Raw genomic sequence first — 16624 nt, forward strand, 5'->3', positions numbered from 1 at the left:
CCGGCGGTTCAGGGGCGCGAATCGGCCAGGCACACTGGCGGCATGCGTCTCCCCCTCCCCCGGCCCCGCAGCCTCGCCGGCCAGCTCTTCGCGATGCAGGTCGTCCTGGTGGCCGCCGTCGTCGCGGGATGCGCCGTCTTCGCGTACGTGACGGACCGCGCCCAGGCCGAGGAGACCGCGCGCCGCCAGTCGCAGGCGACCGCCTCCGCCGTGGCCGACTCGCCCTCGGTGGCGGCGGCGGCCCGCTCGGCCGATCCGACCGCGCTGCTCCAGCCGTACGCGGAGTCGCTGCGGCGGCACGCGGGCGTCACCTTCGTGGTGATCATGGCGCCGGACGGCACCCGGTGGACGCACCCGGAACCGAAGCAGATCGGCCGCACCTACCTCGGGCACATCGACCGGGCCGTGCGCGGGGAGACCTTCTCCGAGACGCACCTGGGCGTGCTCGGCCCCTCGGTGCGCACGGTCGCGCCCGTCTACGACCACGGCGAGGTGGTGGCCCTGGTCAGCGCGGGCATCACCATCGAGAAGATCAGCGAGCAGGTGCGCGAGCAGGTCACGGCGCTGCTCGGGATGGCGGGCGCGGCCCTCGCGCTCGGCGGCGCCGGCACGTACGTGATCAACGCGCGGCTGCGGCGGCACACCAAGGGCCTGAACGCGACCGAGCTGAGCCATCTGCACGACTACCACGAGGCCGCGCTGCACGCCGTGCGCGAGGGTCTGGTGATGCTGGACGGACAGCGGCGGATCGCGCTGATCAACGACGGGGCGCGGGAGCTGCTCGGTCTCGGCCCGGACGCCGTCGGGCGCTCGGCGGCCGAACTCGGCCTCCCGGCACCGCTCACCGGGGCGCTGCTCTCCTCGGAGCCGCGGGTGGACGAGCTGCATCTGACGGACGGGCGGGTGCTGGTCGTCAACACCCGCCCGGTGGTCGGCGGGGAGCGCAGGGGCACCGTGGTCACCCTGCGGGACCGCACCGAACTCCAGGCGCTCTCGGGCGAGTTGGACTCGGAGCGGGGCTTCACGGAGGCGCTGCGCTCGCAGGCCCACGAGGCGGCGAACCGGCTCCACACCGTGGTCTCGCTGATCGAGCTCGGCCGCGTCGAGGAGGCGGTCGGCTTCGCCACGGCCGAGCTGGAGCTGGCGCAGGCGCTGACCGACCGGGTGGTGAGCGCGGTCGGCGAACCCGTCCTCGCGGCGCTGCTGCTCGGCAAGGCGGCACAGGCCAACGAGCGGGGCGTGGAGCTGGTCCTGACCGAGACGAGCCGGATCGACGACGGGGTGCTGCCGGTGTCACTGCCCTCCCGGGACCTGGTGACGATCCTCGGCAACCTGATCGACAACGCCGTCGAGGCGGCGGGCGGGACCCCGGCCGCCCGGGTGACGGTGACGGCGCTCGCCCAGGACGGCGAACTGCTGCTCCAGGTCGGCGACTCGGGGCCCGGGGTGCGCCCCGAGGACCGCGCGGCCGTCCTGGACCGCGGATGGTCCACCCGCGGCCCCGGCCGGGGGCTCGGCCTCGCCCTGGCCCACCAGGCCGTCACGCGCGCGTCCGGCACCCTGACCGTCACCGAATCCCCGCTGGGCGGCGCGGAGTTCACGGCCCGCATGCCGTTGCGGCGGGCCTCGGTGGGAACCGCCGCCGCGGAGGTGGGCGCATGAACGGCGCCGGTACGGACATCCGGGTGCTGGTCGTCGAGGACGACCCGGTCGCCGCGGACGCGCACGCGCTGTACGCGGGGCGGGTGGCGGGCTTCACCGTGGTCGGCGTGGCCCACTCGCGGGCGGCGGCGGTCCGGCTGCTCGAACGGGTGCCGGTGGATCTCGTCCTGCTCGACCTCTATCTGCCGGACGGGCACGGGCTCCAACTGCTGCGGGCGCTGCGCGCGGCGGGCCACACGGCCGACGTGATCGCGGTGACGTCGGCGCGGGACCTCGCGGTCGTCCGGGAGGGCGTGTCGCTCGGGGTCGTCCAGTACGTCCTGAAGCCGTTCACCTTCGCGACCCTGCGGGACCGGCTCGCGCGCTACGCCGAGTTCCGGGCGACGGCGGGCGAGGCCTCGGGCCAGGACGAGGTGGACCGGGCCCTCGCGACCCTGCGCGCCCCGCGCCCGGCCTCACTGCCGAAGGGGCTGAGCGCGCCGACCCTGGAGGCGGTGACACGGAGCCTGCGGGGCGCCGCCGAGGGGCTGACGGCGGCGGAGGCGGGCGCGGCCGTGGGCATCTCGCGGATCACCGCGCGCCGGTACCTGGAGCACCTGGTGACGGAGGGGCGGGCGGCGCGGGCGCCGCAGTACGGCCAGATCGGGCGGCCGGAGCTGCAGTACCGGTGGCTGCCGGACCGGAGGGGCGGGCACTGAGCGGCGGTTTCCCGGTGGCCGGTTCCGGTGGCCGGATGCCGATTGGTGACTGGCCGATTACTGATCGGTTCCCACGTTCCTACGAGCCTCAGCGTTGGGCGAACGCACCGTAGCCAGCGTTCACCCTCCGCTCCTACCGTGGCTGCGTGCACCAACCCTCCCCGCCCTTCGACGCCCTCGCCGCACGCCGTCTGCGCGAGGGCCTCGGCATGGCCCCCGGACATGTCGCCTACGGCCTGCGGGCCCAGTACGGCCTCCTCGTCGCCCCCGAGACCGTCGTCGCCTGGGAGCGCGGCCGGGTCACCCCCAGCCCGCAGGAGCTGACCGCGCTCGCCGGCGTCCTGTGGTGCTCCCCCGCCGACCTCCTCGCCTCCGCCTCCACCCTGCGCGAGCACCGGATGGCCCGGGGCCTGGCCCACGAGGACCTGGCCCGCCGGGTGGGGCTCGAACCGGCCGCGTATCTGCGGATGGAGGAGTCGGGGCGCTGGCGCGGCAACGAGCGCCAGACCGCCGCCCTCGCCGGGGCGCTCGGCCTGGGCCCGCGCGCGCTGCTCACCGCGACCGGCGGCGACGAGAAGCTGGCGGGCCTGCTGCGGGACGCGGCGACCACCCGCTGGCAGGCCTATGTGAAACCGGTGGTCAAGCTGCTGCCGCTGCCCAAGCAGGCCGTCGAGGACGCGTTGCAGCGGCTGCACACCGACTACCACGCCAGGATGGCGGCCACCAGCAGCTGGGGCGCCTCGGGTGCGACGGGCGACGCGGGCCGCGCGTACCTCGACGAGGTCATGGACCACTTCTGGGGGCTCGTCGGCACCGGCCCGTAGATTGGCGCCGTGAGACGACACATAGCCTTCGAACGGCTCCACAACTTCCGTGATCTGGGCGGCTATCCGACCGCCGACGGCGGGACCGTGCGGTGGGAGACCCTCTACCGCTCCGACTCCCTCGCCAAGCTGGCGGGGCCCGGCGCCGAGGCCGATCTGGAGCGCTTCCGCGCGCTGGGCGTGGCCACCGTGATCGACCTGCGCTATCCGTGGGAGATCGCGGCCAAGGGCCGCCACCCCGAGCGCGAGCCGCAGGCCTGGCACAACCTGAGCATCGAGCACCGGCCGTACGACCAGGCCGAGATCGACCCCGCGCTCGACCCCTGGCGCTACCTCGCCGACCGCTTCGCCGAGGTCGCCGCCGACGGCGCGGTCGAACTGCGCGAGGCGCTGGAGCTCATCGCCTCGGCCGAGGGCCCGCTGGTCTTCCACTGCGCGTCCGGAAAGGACCGTACGGGGCTGCTCGCGGCCCTCGTCCTGGCGCTGCTCGGCGTCCCCGACGAGCGGATCCTGGCGGACTTCGCCCTGACCGAGCTGGCCACCGAGCGCTTCGTCGCCGAGTGGAAGGCGGCGCATCCGGACCGCGAGCTGCGCTGGCCGGGGTACGGGCGGGCGCCCGAGGAGGTCATGCGGCTGGTCCTCGCGGACCTGCGCGCGGAGTACGGCTCGGTGGAGGCGTACGTCACCGGCCATGTCGGCCTCGACCCGGCCGTGGTGACGGCCCTGCGCACCCGACTGGTCGAACCGGCGGCGTAGCGCCTGTCCGGCGGATCGGGGCCGGAGGGGGCACGACGTCCGGTGCGGTGCCTCGCAAGGCGTCGCGGCCGGACAGGCCCTAGCGTCGGTCGAAGCTGAAGAGCTGGCCCCGGGCGTCCGTCGTGCAGGGCGCCTGGGTCAGCCGGGACCATGCGGCCATGCGGTCGCCGACGACGGTGACGCAGCTGCCGGGGGTCGCGGAGCCGGCCGGGACGATGCGGTAGCCGGTGACCGGGGTGCCGTGCGGCTCCAGGGTGAAGCGTTCGACGCGGGTGGGGTCGCCGCACTCGGAGTCCTCAAGTGCGGCGTAGGGTATCCGGCCGCCGGACGGGATCCCCGAGCAGCCGACGGGGAAGTCCGGGTGGACCGAGACGATCCGCCAGGCGTCCCCGCCGAGCCGCTTCAGCTCGTAGCGGGGGACGTCGGCGCCCGCGCACGGGCGCTGGTAGATCTGGCCGTCCCGGCTGCCCCGCCGCTCGTTCAGGCAGAGGTCCGAGCCGATCACCCGGATGTGCACCGGCCCCTCGGCGGGCGCGGTGAGCACCGGCCGGTGCGCCCGGCCGGGCCGGACGTCGTCCCGTACGAACGCGACGACACTGACGCTCGCCAGCACGAGCCCCGCCACGGCGACCGCCCCGACGAGAGCACGCCGCACCCGCGAGCGCGGCTCGCGGCCCTCGGACCCGGGCTCCCCGGACTCCCCGGCCTCCCCGGACGGCGCTTCGGCGCCAGGCCAGGCGGGGGCGAGCCCGGCAGACGGCTGCTCCGCGCCGGGCCAAGCGACCGGCAGACCGGCGGGGCTGCCCGCCGGGAGCCCGTCCGGCCCTGCCCCCGCGGGGGCGGGCCCGGCCTCCGCCCCGCCCGTGCCCGGCGCCCCGTACGTCCCCCGCGCCGCGAGCTCCGCGCGTACCGTCTCCCATTCCGTCGCCCGTTCGGGCGGGAGCCCGCAGGCGCGGAGGTAGGTGGCGAGGAGTTCCTCGCGGGGGACGGTGGTGCGGGCCAGCATGTTGGCGACGGTCGAGCGGGGCAGGACCTCGCCGCGGGAGTCGGCGCGGGCCGAGAGCTCTCGGTAGGTGAGTCCGGACCAGTCCTTCAGGTCCTGGAGCCGCGCGATGAATTCGGCCGGGTTCCGTGCCGCACGAGGGTCGGGAGCCCTCTCCCCCGTCGTCATGGCGCGCCGCTCCCCTCATTGGGACATGTCCGGGACAGTCTCAAGCCTTGTTGATCGCGGCACGGGGCTCAAGCATGGATTCGGCCCCGATCGTCCACGGGGGGATGATCGGGGCCGGGGGGTGTCCGGGACAAGTCGGGACCTTGGTCCCGCGCGCGGGGGCCGGAGGGACGGGTCCGAGGACCCGGGGGCGCGGGCCCGTCAGAAGACGGACTCGGCCTCGCGCATGCGGTCCTCGGGGACGGTCTTCAGCCGGGTGACGGCCTCGGCGAGCGGGACCATCTCGATGTCCGTGCCGCGCAGCGCCGTCATCCGCCCGAAGTCGCCCCGGTGGGCGGCCTCCACCGCGTGCCAGCCGAAGCGGGTGGCGAGCACCCGGTCATACGCGGTCGGCGTGCCGCCGCGCTGGACGTGACCGAGGATGACCGGGCGGGCCTCCTTGCCGAGGCGCCGCTCCAGCTCGACGGCGAGCTGGTTGCCGATGCCCTGGAAGCGCTCGTGACCGAACTGGTCGATCTCGCCCTTCCCGTACGCCATCGAGCCCTCGGCCGGGTGCGCGCCCTCGGCGACGCAGATGACGGCGAACTTCTTGCCGCGGGCGAAGCGTTCCTCGACCATCTTGACGAGGTCGTCGACCTGGAAGGGGCGTTCGGGCAGGCAGATGCCATGGGCGCCGCCGGCCATGCCGGACTCCAGGGCGATCCAGCCGGCGTGCCGGCCCATGACCTCGACGACCATCACGCGCTGGTGCGACTCGGCGGTGGTCTTGAGGCGGTCCATGGCCTCGGTGGCCACGCCGACGGCGGTGTCGAAGCCGAAGGTGCGGTCGGTGGAGGAGATGTCGTTGTCGATCGTCTTCGGGACGCCGACGACGGGCATGCCGGCGTCCGAGAGCATCCGGGCGGCGGTCAGGGTGCCCTCGCCGCCGATCGGGATGAGGACGTCGATGCCGTACTTGCGGGCCAAGTCGGGGGCGGACTCGGCGGCTTCGCGCAGCCGGTTGCGCTCCAGACGGGCGGAGCCGAGGATCGTGCCGCCGCGGGCGAGGATGCCGCTGACCGCGTTGAGGTCGAGGGGGCGGTAGTGGCCGTCGAGGAGGCCCTTGAAGCCGTCCTCGAAGCCGATGACCTCGTCGTCGTGGCCGGTCAGCGCGCGGTGCACGACCGACCGGATCACTGCGTTCAGGCCGGGACAGTCGCCGCCTGCGGTGAGAACTCCGATGCGCATCGTGCTGTGTCTCCTGCTCGGTATCGGTACGTGTGAGCCTCGTCGATTCTCACACGGGCGAGTGCGCCGACGCGCTCGCTGCTACTCCGCGCGCCCGGTGCCGATGGGCCTTTCGGGGCCTTTGGTCCCACTCTTTCAGGCCCTCCGTCCGGCGGGCGTCCTATCCACGCGCGGGGGTATTGTCAAGAGGGCAATGCCACCCTATCGGTGTTTTTTGAACACACTCGATTGACACTCGATCGACACAGGAGACGACGGCGTGACGCGCAGCGTGTACGTGACCGGGATCGACCGCGGGGACGGCCGTCAGGTCGTCGAGCTCGGAGTCATGGAGCTCCTCACCCGCCAGGTGGACCGCGTGGGGGTGTTCCGTCCGCTCGTGCACGACGGACCCGACCGCCTGTTCGACCTGCTGCGGAGCCGCTACCGGCTCAGCCAGGACGCGTCGACCGTCTACGGCATGGACTACCACGAGGCGAGCGACCTCCAGGCCGAGCGCGGCACCGACGAGCTGGTCTCCCGGCTCGTGGACCGCTTCCACGCCGTCGCCCGCGCCTACGAGGTCGTGCTCGTCCTCGGCACCGACTTCTCCGGCACCCAGCTCCCCGACGAGCTCGCCCTCAACGCCCGGCTCGCCAACGAGTTCGGCGCCTCGGTGATCCCGGTGGTCGGCGGCAAGGGCCAGACCGCCGAGTCCGTACGGGCCGAGGCCCGCAACGCCTTCCGCGCCTACGACGGGCTCGGCTGCGACGTCCTCGCGATGGTCGTCAACCGGGTGGCAGGCGACGACCGGGCCACCATCGCCGAGCGGCTGTCCGCCCGCCTGCCGGTGCCCTGCTACGTACTGCCCGACGAGCCGGCCCTCGCCGCGCCGACCGTCGCCCAGATCACCCACGCGCTCGGCGCCTCCGTCGTCCTCGGCGACGACGCCGGGCTCGCCCGCGACGCCCTCGACTTCGTCTTCGGCGGCGCCATGCTGCCGAACTTCCTCAACGCGCTGACCCCCGGCTGTCTGGTCGTCACCCCCGGGGACCGGGCCGACCTGGTCGTCGGCGCGCTCGCCGCGCACTCCGCGGGCACCCCGCCCATCGCCGGCGTGCTGCTCACCCTCAACGAGCGGCCCAGCGACGAGATCCTCACCCTGGCGGCCCGCCTCGCGCCCGGCACCCCGGTCATCTCCGTACCGGGCAACAGCTTCCCCACCGCCGCCGAACTCTTCGCCCTCGAAGGCAAGTTGAACGCGGCGACGCCCCGCAAGGCGGAGACCGCCCTCGGCCTGTTCGAGCGGCACGTCGACACCGCCGACCTGCTGGGCCGGATCTCCGTCGCCCGCAGCGGCCGGGTCACCCCGATGATGTTCGAGCACGAGCTGCTCGAACAGGCCAGGGCCGACCGCCGCCGGGTGGTGCTGCCCGAGGGCACCGAGGAGCGCGTGCTGCGCGCCGCCGACGTGCTGCTGCGCCGCGACGTCTGCGACCTCACCCTCCTCGGCGACGTCGAGACCATCCGCAAGAAGGCCGCCGACCTGAGCGTGGACCTGGGCGACACCCAGCTGATCGACCCGCAGACCTCGGAGCTGCGCGACTCCTTCGCGGAGAAGTACGCGGCGCTGCGCGCCCACAAGGGCGTCACCGTGGAGCTGGCGTACGACGTGGTGTCGGACGTGAACTACTTCGGCACCCTGATGGTCCAGGAGGGCCTCGCCGACGGCATGGTCTCCGGCTCCGTGCACTCCACCGCCGCCACAATCCGGCCCGCCTTCGAGATCATCAAGACCAAGCCGGACGCCTCGATCGTCTCCTCGGTCTTCTTCATGTGCCTGGCCGACAAGGTCCTCGTGTACGGCGACTGCGCGGTCAACCCGGACCCGAACGCCGAGCAGCTGGCCGACATCGCCGTGCAGTCCGCGGCCACCGCCGCCCGCTTCGGCGTCGAGCCGCGGATCGCGATGCTCTCGTACTCCACCGGCACCTCCGGCTCCGGCGCCGACGTCGACAAGGTGCGCGAGGCCACCAAGCTGGTCCGCGCGAGCCGGCCGGAGCTGCGGATCGAGGGCCCGATCCAGTACGACGCGGCCGTGGAGCCCTCCGTGGCGGCGACCAAGCTGCCCGGCTCCGAGGTGGCGGGCCAGGCGAGCGTGCTGATCTTCCCGGACCTCAACACCGGCAACAACACCTACAAGGCCGTGCAGCGCTCGGCCGGCGCGGTCGCCGTCGGCCCGGTGCTCCAGGGTCTGCGCAAGCCCGTGAACGACCTCTCGCGCGGCGCGCTCGTCAGCGACATCGTCAACACCGTCGCCATCACGGCGATCCAGTCCCAGAACCCCGCCCAGGGTCAGGAGCTCCCCGCATGACAACCCCCACCCAGGCACCCACCCGCGTGCTCGTCCTCAACTCCGGCTCCTCGTCGGTGAAGTACCAGCTGCTCGACATGGCGGACGACAGCCGCCTCGCGGTCGGTCTGGTCGAGCGGATCGGCGAGGAGACCTCGCGTCTCGCGCACACCCCGCTCCTGGGCGGCGGCGGCGCGAAGCGCGAGCGGAACGGGCCGATCCCCGACCACGCGGCGGCCCTGAAGGCGGTCGCCGAGGAGCTGGCGGCGGACGGGCTCGGGCTCGACTCGCCCGAGCTGGCCGTGATCGGCCACCGGGTGGTGCACGGCGGGCTCCGCTTCACCGAGCCGACCGTCGTCGACGACGAGGTGCTCGCCGAGATCGAGCGGCTGGTGCCGGTGGCGCCGCTGCACAACCCGGCCAACCTCACCGGCATCCGTACGGCCCAGGCGCTGCGCCCGGACCTGCCGCAGGTGGCGGTCTTCGACACGGCGTTCCACACGACGATGCCGGAGTCGGCGGCGCGGTACGCGATCGACGTGGAGACCGCGGACGCGCACCGCATCCGCCGCTACGGCTTCCACGGCACCTCGCACGCGTACGTCTCGCGGGAGACCGCGAAGCTGCTCGGCAAGCGTCCTGAGGAGGTGAACGTGATCGTGCTGCACCTGGGCAACGGCGCGTCCGCCTCGGCGGTGGCCGGCGGGCGCTGCGTGGACACCTCCATGGGGCTCACCCCGCTGGAGGGCCTGGTCATGGGCACCCGCTCGGGCGACATCGACCCGGCGGTCACCTTCCACCTCAAGCGGGTGGCGGGGATGTCGGCGGACGAGATCGACACCCTGCTGAACAAGAAGTCCGGCCTCGTCGGACTCTGCGGCGACAACGACATGCGCGAGATCCGGCGCCGCGTCGACGAGGGCGACCCGCGGGCGGCGCTCGCCTTCGACATCTACGTACACCGGCTGAAGAAGTACATCGGTGCGTACTACGCGGTGCTCGGCCGGGTGGACGCGGTCGCGTTCACGGCGGGGGTCGGCGAGAACGCCGCCCCGGTGCGGGAGGCTGCGATCGCCGGCCTGGAGGAGCTGGGCCTGGCGGTCGACGCCGACCTCAACGCCGTACGTTCCGACGAGCCCCGGGTCATCTCGCCGGTCTACGCCCGGGTCGCGGTCGCCGTGGTGCCCACCGACGAGGAGTTGGAGATCGCCCGGCAGAGCTACGCACTCGTGCACGAGACGTCGCCCGACGGAGTGAACGCCTGAGCGGCCCCCCGCCCATTTGTACTTTCCACCAGACGGAATATTCCGCAGTGAAACAAACCGATAGGATCCGCCCCATGCGCCGTTCCAAAATCGTCTGCACGCTGGGCCCCGCCGTCGACTCCTATGAGCAGCTGAAGGCTCTCATCGAGGCCGGCATGAACGTGGCCCGATTCAACTTCAGCCACGGCTCCCAGGCAGAGCACCAGGAGCGGTACGACCGCGTCCGGAAGGTCTCCGAGGACACCGGCCGCGCCGTCGGCGTGCTCGCCGACCTCCAGGGGCCCAAGATCCGTCTGGAGACCTTCGCCGAGGGCCCCGTCGAGCTGGTGCGCGGTGACGAGTTCACCATCACCACCGAGGACGTCCCGGGCGACAAGTCGATCTGCGGCACCACGTACAAGGGTCTGCCCGGTGACGTGTCCAAGGGCGACCAGGTCCTCATCAACGACGGCAACGTCGAGCTGCGGGTCGTCGAGGTCGAGGGCCCGCGGGTCAAGACCGTCGTCATCGAGGGCGGTGTCATCTCCGACCACAAGGGCATCAACCTGCCCGGCGCGGCGGTCAACGTCCCGGCCCTGTCCGAGAAGGACGTCGAGGACCTCCGCTTCGCGCTCCGGATGGGCTGCGACATGGTCGCGCTCTCCTTCGTCCGCGACGCCAACGACGTCAAGGACGTCCACAAGGTGATGGACGAGGAGGGCCGCCGGGTCCCCGTCATCGCCAAGGTGGAGAAGCCGCAGGCCGTGGAGAACATGGCCGCCGTCGTCGACGCCTTCGACGCGGTCATGGTCGCGCGCGGCGACCTCGCGGTGGAGTACCCGCTGGAGAAGGTCCCGATGGTGCAGAAGCGCCTCGTGGAGATGTGCCGCCGCAACGCGAAGCCGGTCATCGTCGCCACCCAGATGATGGAGTCGATGATCACCAACTCGCGTCCCACGCGCGCCGAGGCGAGCGACGTCGCCAACGCGATCCTGGACGGCGCGGACGCGGTCATGCTGTCGGCCGAGTCCTCGGTCGGCGCGTACCCGATCGAGACCGTGAAGACGATGTCGAAGATCGTCACCGCGGCCGAGGAGGAGCTGCTCTCCAAGGGCCTCCAGCCCCTGGTCCCGGGCAAGAAGCCGCGCACCCAGGGCGGTTCGGTCGCCCGCGCGGCCTGCGAGATCGCCGACTTCCTGGGCGGCAAGGCGCTGATCGCCTTCACCCAGTCCGGCGACACGGCCCGCCGGCTCTCGCGCTACCGCGCGGCCCAGCCGATCCTGGCCTTCACGACCGACGAGTCGACCCGCAACCAGCTGACCCTGAGCTGGGGCGTCGAGGCCCACCTGACGCCGTTCGTGGAGACGACCGACGCCATGGTCGACCTCGTCGACGCGGAGCTGCTGAAGCTGCAGCGCTTCAACGCCGGCGACACGATGATCATCACCGCCGGTTCGCCCCCCGGCGTCCCCGGCAGCACCAACATGGTCCGGGTGCACCACCTGGGCGGCTGACCCACGGCACGACGGAGCCCCCGTCCCTCCCCGGAGGGGCGGGGGCTCCGTCGTACGACGTGCGTACACGTACGTCAGTTGGGCTCGATCGTGTTGCGCAGGCCCGGGACCTTGAGCGTGCCGCCGAACTGGCCGGCCTGCGTCACCTTGGCGTTGGAGAAGAAGGCGAAGGGGACGTTGAGCGGGGGCGGGGTCTCGGGGCTGAAGGTGACCGGGATCAGGCCGAAGAGGTTGCCCTTCAGCTCCTCCGTGTACATGGTCACCGTGCCGTGCCGGATCGTGGAGGTCGACCCCCGGTCCGAGCGGACATGGCCGGTCAGGCCCTCGGAGTGCACCGTCAGCTGGTGCAGGTCCTTGATGTCGATCTCGTCCGCGGTGAACTTGAGTACCTTCTTGGTCTTCCCGCTGCCCGTCCTGACCTCGACGATGCCCTTGTAGTCCAGGCCCCGCAGGGTGAGCAGCGAGGTCTCCAGGAGCCACGGCTCGTCCGGCAGGAGCGGGATGCCCGGCTCCAGCTGTGCGTCGGCGAGCGCCTTCGCGTCCGGCTCGGGGCACGGGAAGCGCGGCTTCGCGCCGTCGGGTATGTCCTCGTCCTTCTTGGCGTCGAGGCCCTGGGCGGACTCCGGCAGCTCCTCGGTCTTCGCACCGGCCTTGTCGGCGGCGGACTTGATGGCGGCCTTGGTCTTGTCGGCCGCCTTGTCGGTGGTGGTCGTGCCCTTGGTGGTCGTGCCCTTGCCGCCGGTGGTGCCGGTCTTCGGCGGCGTCGTCCGCTCCGGGGTGGCCGGGGCGGACGACGTCGGCTTGGGCGCGGCCGGTGCCGACGTGCTCGGGGTGGTCGGGGCGGGGGCGGGCGCGGTGGTCGCGGCCGGTGCGCCGAACAGGTCCTTGAGCGCGTCGCCGAGGCCCAGCGGGTCGAGCGGGTTGACCGACTTGGTGGGCGTGGGCGCGGGCGCGGCCGTGGTCGCCTTGGGCGCGGGCGCCTGCGTCGTGCCCGCCTTGGGGGCCGTGGTGGCGGTGGTCCCGCCGGTGGCACCGGTGGCGGTCGGCTCCGGGGAGCTGGTCGCGGACCCGGTCGGGTCGGGCTTCGCCGTCCCGGTGGCGCTCGCGCTCGCCGTGGGGTCGGGGCTCCTGGTCTCGTCCGGCTTGGCGCTCGCGCCGGTGGTCGGCTCGTCCGAGCGGGTCACGCACGGGCCGGGCGCGAAGGGGATGTCCTTGTCGTCGGCGAGGGCGAGCCGGGGGGTGAGGCCCATGCCGACGAGCACCGCGGTGGGCATGGCCGCGAGGGCCATCGCCTTGCCCGCCGGTACATGGATCTTGTTCAGCAGTGACTTGCGCGGGGCCGCGTGGCGCGGTCCTCTCGGCGTCTGCGCCGCCGACTGTGATTCGTCACCCCGCACTGTTCCTCCCGCCGTTGGCTTCGATCGTCGTCTCGGCCGCCGGCGCCTCGGGACCCTGCTGCGGGACCACGGGCTGCGTCGTGCCGTCGTGCATGTGCGCGTACTCGACCGGTGCGGCCTGGTGCTCGGCCGGGGGCCCGTCGTGCTCGGCGCCGGCCGCGGGTTCCCTGGCCGGGGGTGCCGGGGCCCAGGCCGCCGACATCCCGCCGCCGATCAGGGCGAAGAGGAAGCCGATGACGAGTCCGCCGAAGTTCGACACGGGGATGGAGACCAGCGCGAGCACGATCGCCGCGACGCCCGCGAAGACCCGGACGAGGGGCTGGAACCACATGGTCAGACCGAGCGTGATGAGCAGGACGCCGATGATCAGCGCGCCGGCGCCGGCCGTCGTCTTCATCGCGAGCGTGACGTTGCCGAGCCGCATGTCCCCGTACGGGAGGTAGGCGATCGGTACGCCGCCGATCATGGTGAAGAGGCCGGCCCAGAAGGGCCGGGTCTGCCGCCAGATCTTGAACCGGTTGTCGTGGGGGACTCCGCTGGAAGCAGTGGACTCGGCGCTCATGGAAACAGCTCCCTGGAAGCGGTGTTGCTGAAAGAGGTGGAGAAGGCAACGCTGCCGAAGCGGGTGGGGGCCGTACGGGACGGCCCCGCACCCTGGACGCGTCAGTCCCGGAGGGACGTCGGCATCAGTAGCACTCGACCCCGGCGCCCTTGCCCCGCTTGAGGGAGAGGTCGAGGTTCGGCAGCTTGAAGGTCGCGGCCGTGGTGGCCCACGCCTTCTGGTGGACGTCGGTGAGCTTCGCGTCCTCGGCCCGCTGGCCGAAGCCGTACGGGTTGGCCTGGGTACCCGGCTGGATGCCCGGCTTGCCGTCCGCCTTGGCCAGCTTGCCCGCGGCGACACCGATGTCGATGTTGCCGAACTCGGCGTCGGCCTTCAGCTCGGAGACATCGAGGTAGATGTCCTTCGCGTAGACCGGCTTGTTGTTCTGCGTGCCGGCCTTCAGCACCAGCGTGACGTCGCCGACGAACGGGACGTTCGGCGTCACGACGGACTGGCACATGTTGCTGATCCAGGCCTCGGAGAAGCCGGACACGGCGACGGGCTCCGCGAAGGCCTTGCCTTCGAGGTCCTTACCGGCGTCCACGCTGCCGTACTGGACGAAGTCCTTGCCGACGAGACTGTCGGCCTTCACCTTGAACTCCTGGCCGGAGATGCTGAAGGACGCGGCGAGCGCGCCCTGGGCCAGGCCGACACCGATCGCGGCCGTCGCGGCCACGCTCGGCACCATGACGACGGCGAACCGCTTCCATCTGGTCCCGCCACGAACCTGGGACTTCATGAGAATTCCTCCTTCTCGGACGTACATCTCCGGATGGGCCCCGGGCCCGTCCTGGGATGGGAGAAGCGTTACGTCCTCGGGAAGGGGAGCGCCGAGGGCTCAGGCGGCACGACGCGCGTCCGAATCACCGGCGGTCACCCCCGAGCGACAACCACTGGCCACGCCGTGCGCGCGGCCGGATTGGACAGGCCCTGCCGGTCAGAGCAGGAACCCCCCTGTCCACGACCGGCGGCACCGCCGCCGGCCCGCCCGGTGGGGACCCGCTGCCACTGGTGCGGCATCGGACCGAGCGTCGCCGATCGTGGTCCATTCCGGGCGCCCGCACAAGGGGGTTCGTTACTGGCTAGTAACGGCCTGATAACCGCAGCACGACAGGCCGGGGCCGGACCGCGACTCAGGGTGTCGTCGCGTGATGGGACAAAAGGGGATAAGGAAGGAGGAATCCGGACGTAATCACGGGTTCGATTTACTGCAAGTAACAGCGGCCGCGATTACCAAGTTTTGGTAAAGCGCGGCCGCCGAATGTCACTGTGTCGCCAAATCGTCCCCGTACGGACGGGGCGACCGGCCTAGTACAGCGCCCTCGCCAGCGCCTGTCGGGCCGCCGTCACGCGCGGGTCGTCGGAGCCGATGACCTCGAACAGCTCCAGGAGCCGCAGCCGGGCCGCGGTCCGGTCCTCGCCCGCCGTGCGGCGGACCGTCTCGATCAGCCGGCCGAACGCGTCCTGGACATGACCGCCCGCCAGATCCAGGTCGGCGGCGGCGATCTGCGCGGCGACATCGGCCGGGCCGTCGGCCGCGGCCTTGCGCACCGCCGCCGGGTCCATCGCCTGCACCCGGGCGAGCAGCTCGGCCTGGGCGAGCCCCAGCCGGGCCTCCGGGTGCTCCGGGTCGTCCGCGAGCACGTTCTTGTACGCCTGGACGGCGCCGGCCATGTCACCGGCGTCGAGCGCGGACATGGCCGCTTCGAGCAGGGCGTCGTACGGGCCGACCGGAGCGGCCGCGGACTCGGCGGCCACGCCCTCGGCGGCGGGGTCCACCTGGATGCCCGTCAGACCGAAGCGCTCCTCGCCGACCAGGATCAGCTGGTCGAGGATCTCGCGGATCTGGGGCTCCGGGGACGCGCCCTGGAAGAGCGGCAGCGCCTGGCCGGCGACCACCGCGAAAACGGCCGGAATTCCCTGGATGCCGAACTGCTGCATCAGCATCTGGTTGGCGTCGACGTCGACCTTGGCGAGCAGGAAGCGGCCGTTGTACTCGACGGCGAGCCGCTCCAGGAGGGGGCCGAGCTGCTTGCAGGGCTCGCACCACTCGGCCCAGAAGTCGATGACGACCGGGACCTCGGCGGAACGCTGGAGCACATCGCGCTCGAAGCCGGCCTCGTCGACGTCGATCACCAGGGCGGAAGGCGCGACGGCGGGCGTCCCGCCCTGCCGGGCGGCCTCGGCGCGCGCCTGCTCCGCCTTCGCCTTGGCCTCTCCGGCCGCCTTCACCGCGGCGAGGTCGACGACGCCGCTCATGGACATGTTTCGGGGCTGCATGACTACATCCTCCCCCTTCCGCGCGCGTAACCGGTAAGCCATGGCTGATCCGTGCCGTCCACGGAGGACGGCACGGACCGCTGTTCGTCTGCGCCGGGTCCCCACCAGGCGCGGGTGGTTGTCGCGAGCCGGCCCCTGAAAAGCCTTTCGCTACGGGTCGTAGCGTAATCCTCCACCCCCCGCCGTGGGGAGGCCCGGTTCGTGAACTGCCTCACATCACCGCCCCCTGGCGCAATACCTACCGGCGGGTATGGTCGACCTCCATGTGCAGCCGCCCCCACTCCCGCGCCCGATCCGGACGCCCCCGTTCCGCCGAGGCCGACACGGCCATCCTGGAGGCGACCCGGGCGGCCCTGGTGGAGCTGGGCTGGTCCAAGCTGACGATGGGCGACGTCGCGAGCCGGGCCGGGGTCGCCAAGACCACCCTGTACCGCCGCTGGGCCAACAAGAACGAACTCGTCGTCGACGCCGTCGCCGTCCTCTTCGACGAACTCGACCTGCCCGACCGGGGTTCCCTCCAGGCCGACATCGCCGACGTGGTGCTCCAGTTCGCGGAGCTCCTCGGCCGCCCCGAGACCAAGACCGCCCTGATGGCGGTGGTCGCCGAGTCCACCCGCGACGAGCCGCTGCGCGAGCGGATCCGCGCCTCGATCGTGGACCGCCAGAAGCGCCTGGTCCTGGAGGGCCGACAGCGCGCCCAGGAGCGCGGCGAACTCCCCGGGGAGCGCGACCCGCTGACCGTCGAGGCGATCGACGACCTCATCTTCGACGTGGTCGCGGGCGCGGTGGTGCACCGGGCGCTGGTCAGCGCGGAACCGGTGGACGAGGCCTGGGTGCGCCGCCTCACCACCCTGCTCCTCGGCGGCCTCGCGGCGGCGGCGGAGCAGTAGGGGCCCGGCGCGGACGAGCGGCAGGCGG

14 protein-coding genes are annotated in these 16624 nt (G+C 72.6%); 8 read left to right on the forward strand and 6 right to left on the reverse strand.

The window, feature by feature from the left end:
* Window positions 1-42: 42 nt before the first annotated feature.
* From ABTZ54_RS23110 to ABTZ54_RS23125, 4 genes are all read left to right on the forward strand, one after another.
* Window positions 43-1662 (forward strand): sensor histidine kinase, encoded by a 1620-nt coding sequence (locus ABTZ54_RS23110; RefSeq protein WP_351666220.1) that lies wholly within the window; start codon window positions 43-45, stop codon window positions 1660-1662.
* Complete coding sequence (locus ABTZ54_RS23115) at window positions 1659-2360, forward strand: response regulator (protein ID WP_351666222.1); 702 nt, start codon at window positions 1659-1661, stop codon at window positions 2358-2360. Before ABTZ54_RS23110 ends, ABTZ54_RS23115 begins: the two co-directional genes overlap by 4 nt.
* 209 nt (window positions 2361-2569) lie before the next feature.
* Complete coding sequence (locus ABTZ54_RS23120; protein WP_351666529.1) at window positions 2570-3184, forward strand: helix-turn-helix transcriptional regulator; 615 nt, start codon at window positions 2570-2572, stop codon at window positions 3182-3184.
* Window positions 3185-3193: 9 nt separating this feature from the next.
* A complete protein-coding gene (locus ABTZ54_RS23125; RefSeq protein WP_351666224.1) occupies window positions 3194-3940 on the forward strand; it encodes a tyrosine-protein phosphatase in 747 nt (248 codons plus the stop codon).
* Between the two features lie 79 nt (window positions 3941-4019).
* Here ABTZ54_RS23125 and ABTZ54_RS23130 read toward each other — a convergent pair whose 3' ends face one another.
* Both ABTZ54_RS23130 and ABTZ54_RS23135 read right to left on the reverse strand, forming a co-directional pair.
* A complete protein-coding gene (locus tag ABTZ54_RS23130) occupies window positions 4020-5111 on the reverse strand; it encodes an RICIN domain-containing protein (protein WP_351666226.1) in 1092 nt (363 codons plus the stop codon).
* 201 nt (window positions 5112-5312) lie between these two features.
* A complete protein-coding gene (locus tag ABTZ54_RS23135; RefSeq protein ID WP_351666228.1) occupies window positions 5313-6338 on the reverse strand; it encodes an ATP-dependent 6-phosphofructokinase in 1026 nt (341 codons plus the stop codon).
* Between the two features lie 259 nt (window positions 6339-6597).
* On the opposite strand from ABTZ54_RS23135, the gene pta reads away from it, so the two are divergent.
* The 3 genes from pta to pyk all read left to right on the forward strand — a co-directional run bounded on the left by pta (window position 6598) and on the right by pyk (window position 11428).
* On the forward strand, window positions 6598-8691 hold the full coding sequence (pta, locus tag ABTZ54_RS23140) for a phosphate acetyltransferase (RefSeq protein WP_351666230.1): 2094 nt from the start codon (window positions 6598-6600) through the stop codon (window positions 8689-8691).
* Entirely contained in the window at window positions 8688-9935 is a 1248-nt protein-coding gene (locus ABTZ54_RS23145; protein WP_351666232.1) for an acetate kinase, read from the forward strand. Before pta ends, ABTZ54_RS23145 begins: the two co-directional genes overlap by 4 nt.
* Window positions 9936-10009: 74 nt before the next feature.
* Window positions 10010-11428 carry a pyruvate kinase gene (gene pyk, locus ABTZ54_RS23150; protein WP_351666234.1) on the forward strand — a complete coding sequence of 473 codons (1419 nt, stop codon included), beginning with the start codon at window positions 10010-10012 and terminating at the stop codon, window positions 11426-11428.
* A 74-nt stretch (window positions 11429-11502) separates the two neighbouring features.
* On the opposite strand, the gene ABTZ54_RS23155 is transcribed toward pyk, so the two are convergent.
* From ABTZ54_RS23155 to ABTZ54_RS23170, 4 genes are all read right to left on the reverse strand, one after another.
* Window positions 11503-12825 (reverse strand): hypothetical protein, encoded by a 1323-nt coding sequence (locus ABTZ54_RS23155; RefSeq protein ID WP_351666236.1) that lies wholly within the window; start codon window positions 12823-12825, stop codon window positions 11503-11505.
* A complete protein-coding gene (locus tag ABTZ54_RS23160) occupies window positions 12815-13387 on the reverse strand; it encodes a DUF6114 domain-containing protein (RefSeq protein WP_351666238.1) in 573 nt (190 codons plus the stop codon). Before ABTZ54_RS23160 ends, ABTZ54_RS23155 begins: the two co-directional genes overlap by 11 nt.
* A gap of 124 nt (window positions 13388-13511) precedes the next feature.
* Window positions 13512-14165, reverse strand: coding sequence for a DUF6230 family protein (locus tag ABTZ54_RS23165; RefSeq protein WP_351666240.1), 654 nt, complete (start codon window positions 14163-14165; stop codon window positions 13512-13514).
* A gap of 569 nt (window positions 14166-14734) precedes the next feature.
* Complete coding sequence (locus ABTZ54_RS23170) at window positions 14735-15706, reverse strand: tetratricopeptide repeat protein (RefSeq protein WP_351666242.1); 972 nt, start codon at window positions 15704-15706, stop codon at window positions 14735-14737.
* Between the two features lie 263 nt (window positions 15707-15969).
* On the opposite strand from ABTZ54_RS23170, the gene ABTZ54_RS23175 reads away from it, so the two are divergent.
* Window positions 15970-16596: a TetR/AcrR family transcriptional regulator gene (locus tag ABTZ54_RS23175; protein ID WP_351666244.1), complete on the forward strand. Its 627-nt coding sequence runs from the start codon at window positions 15970-15972 to the stop codon at window positions 16594-16596.
* Window positions 16597-16624: the final 28 nt, after the last annotated feature.

Origin of the sequence: Streptomyces sp. NPDC094032, assembly GCF_040303965.1 — a bacterium.
Taxonomy (GTDB): domain Bacteria; phylum Actinomycetota; class Actinomycetes; order Streptomycetales; family Streptomycetaceae; genus Streptomyces.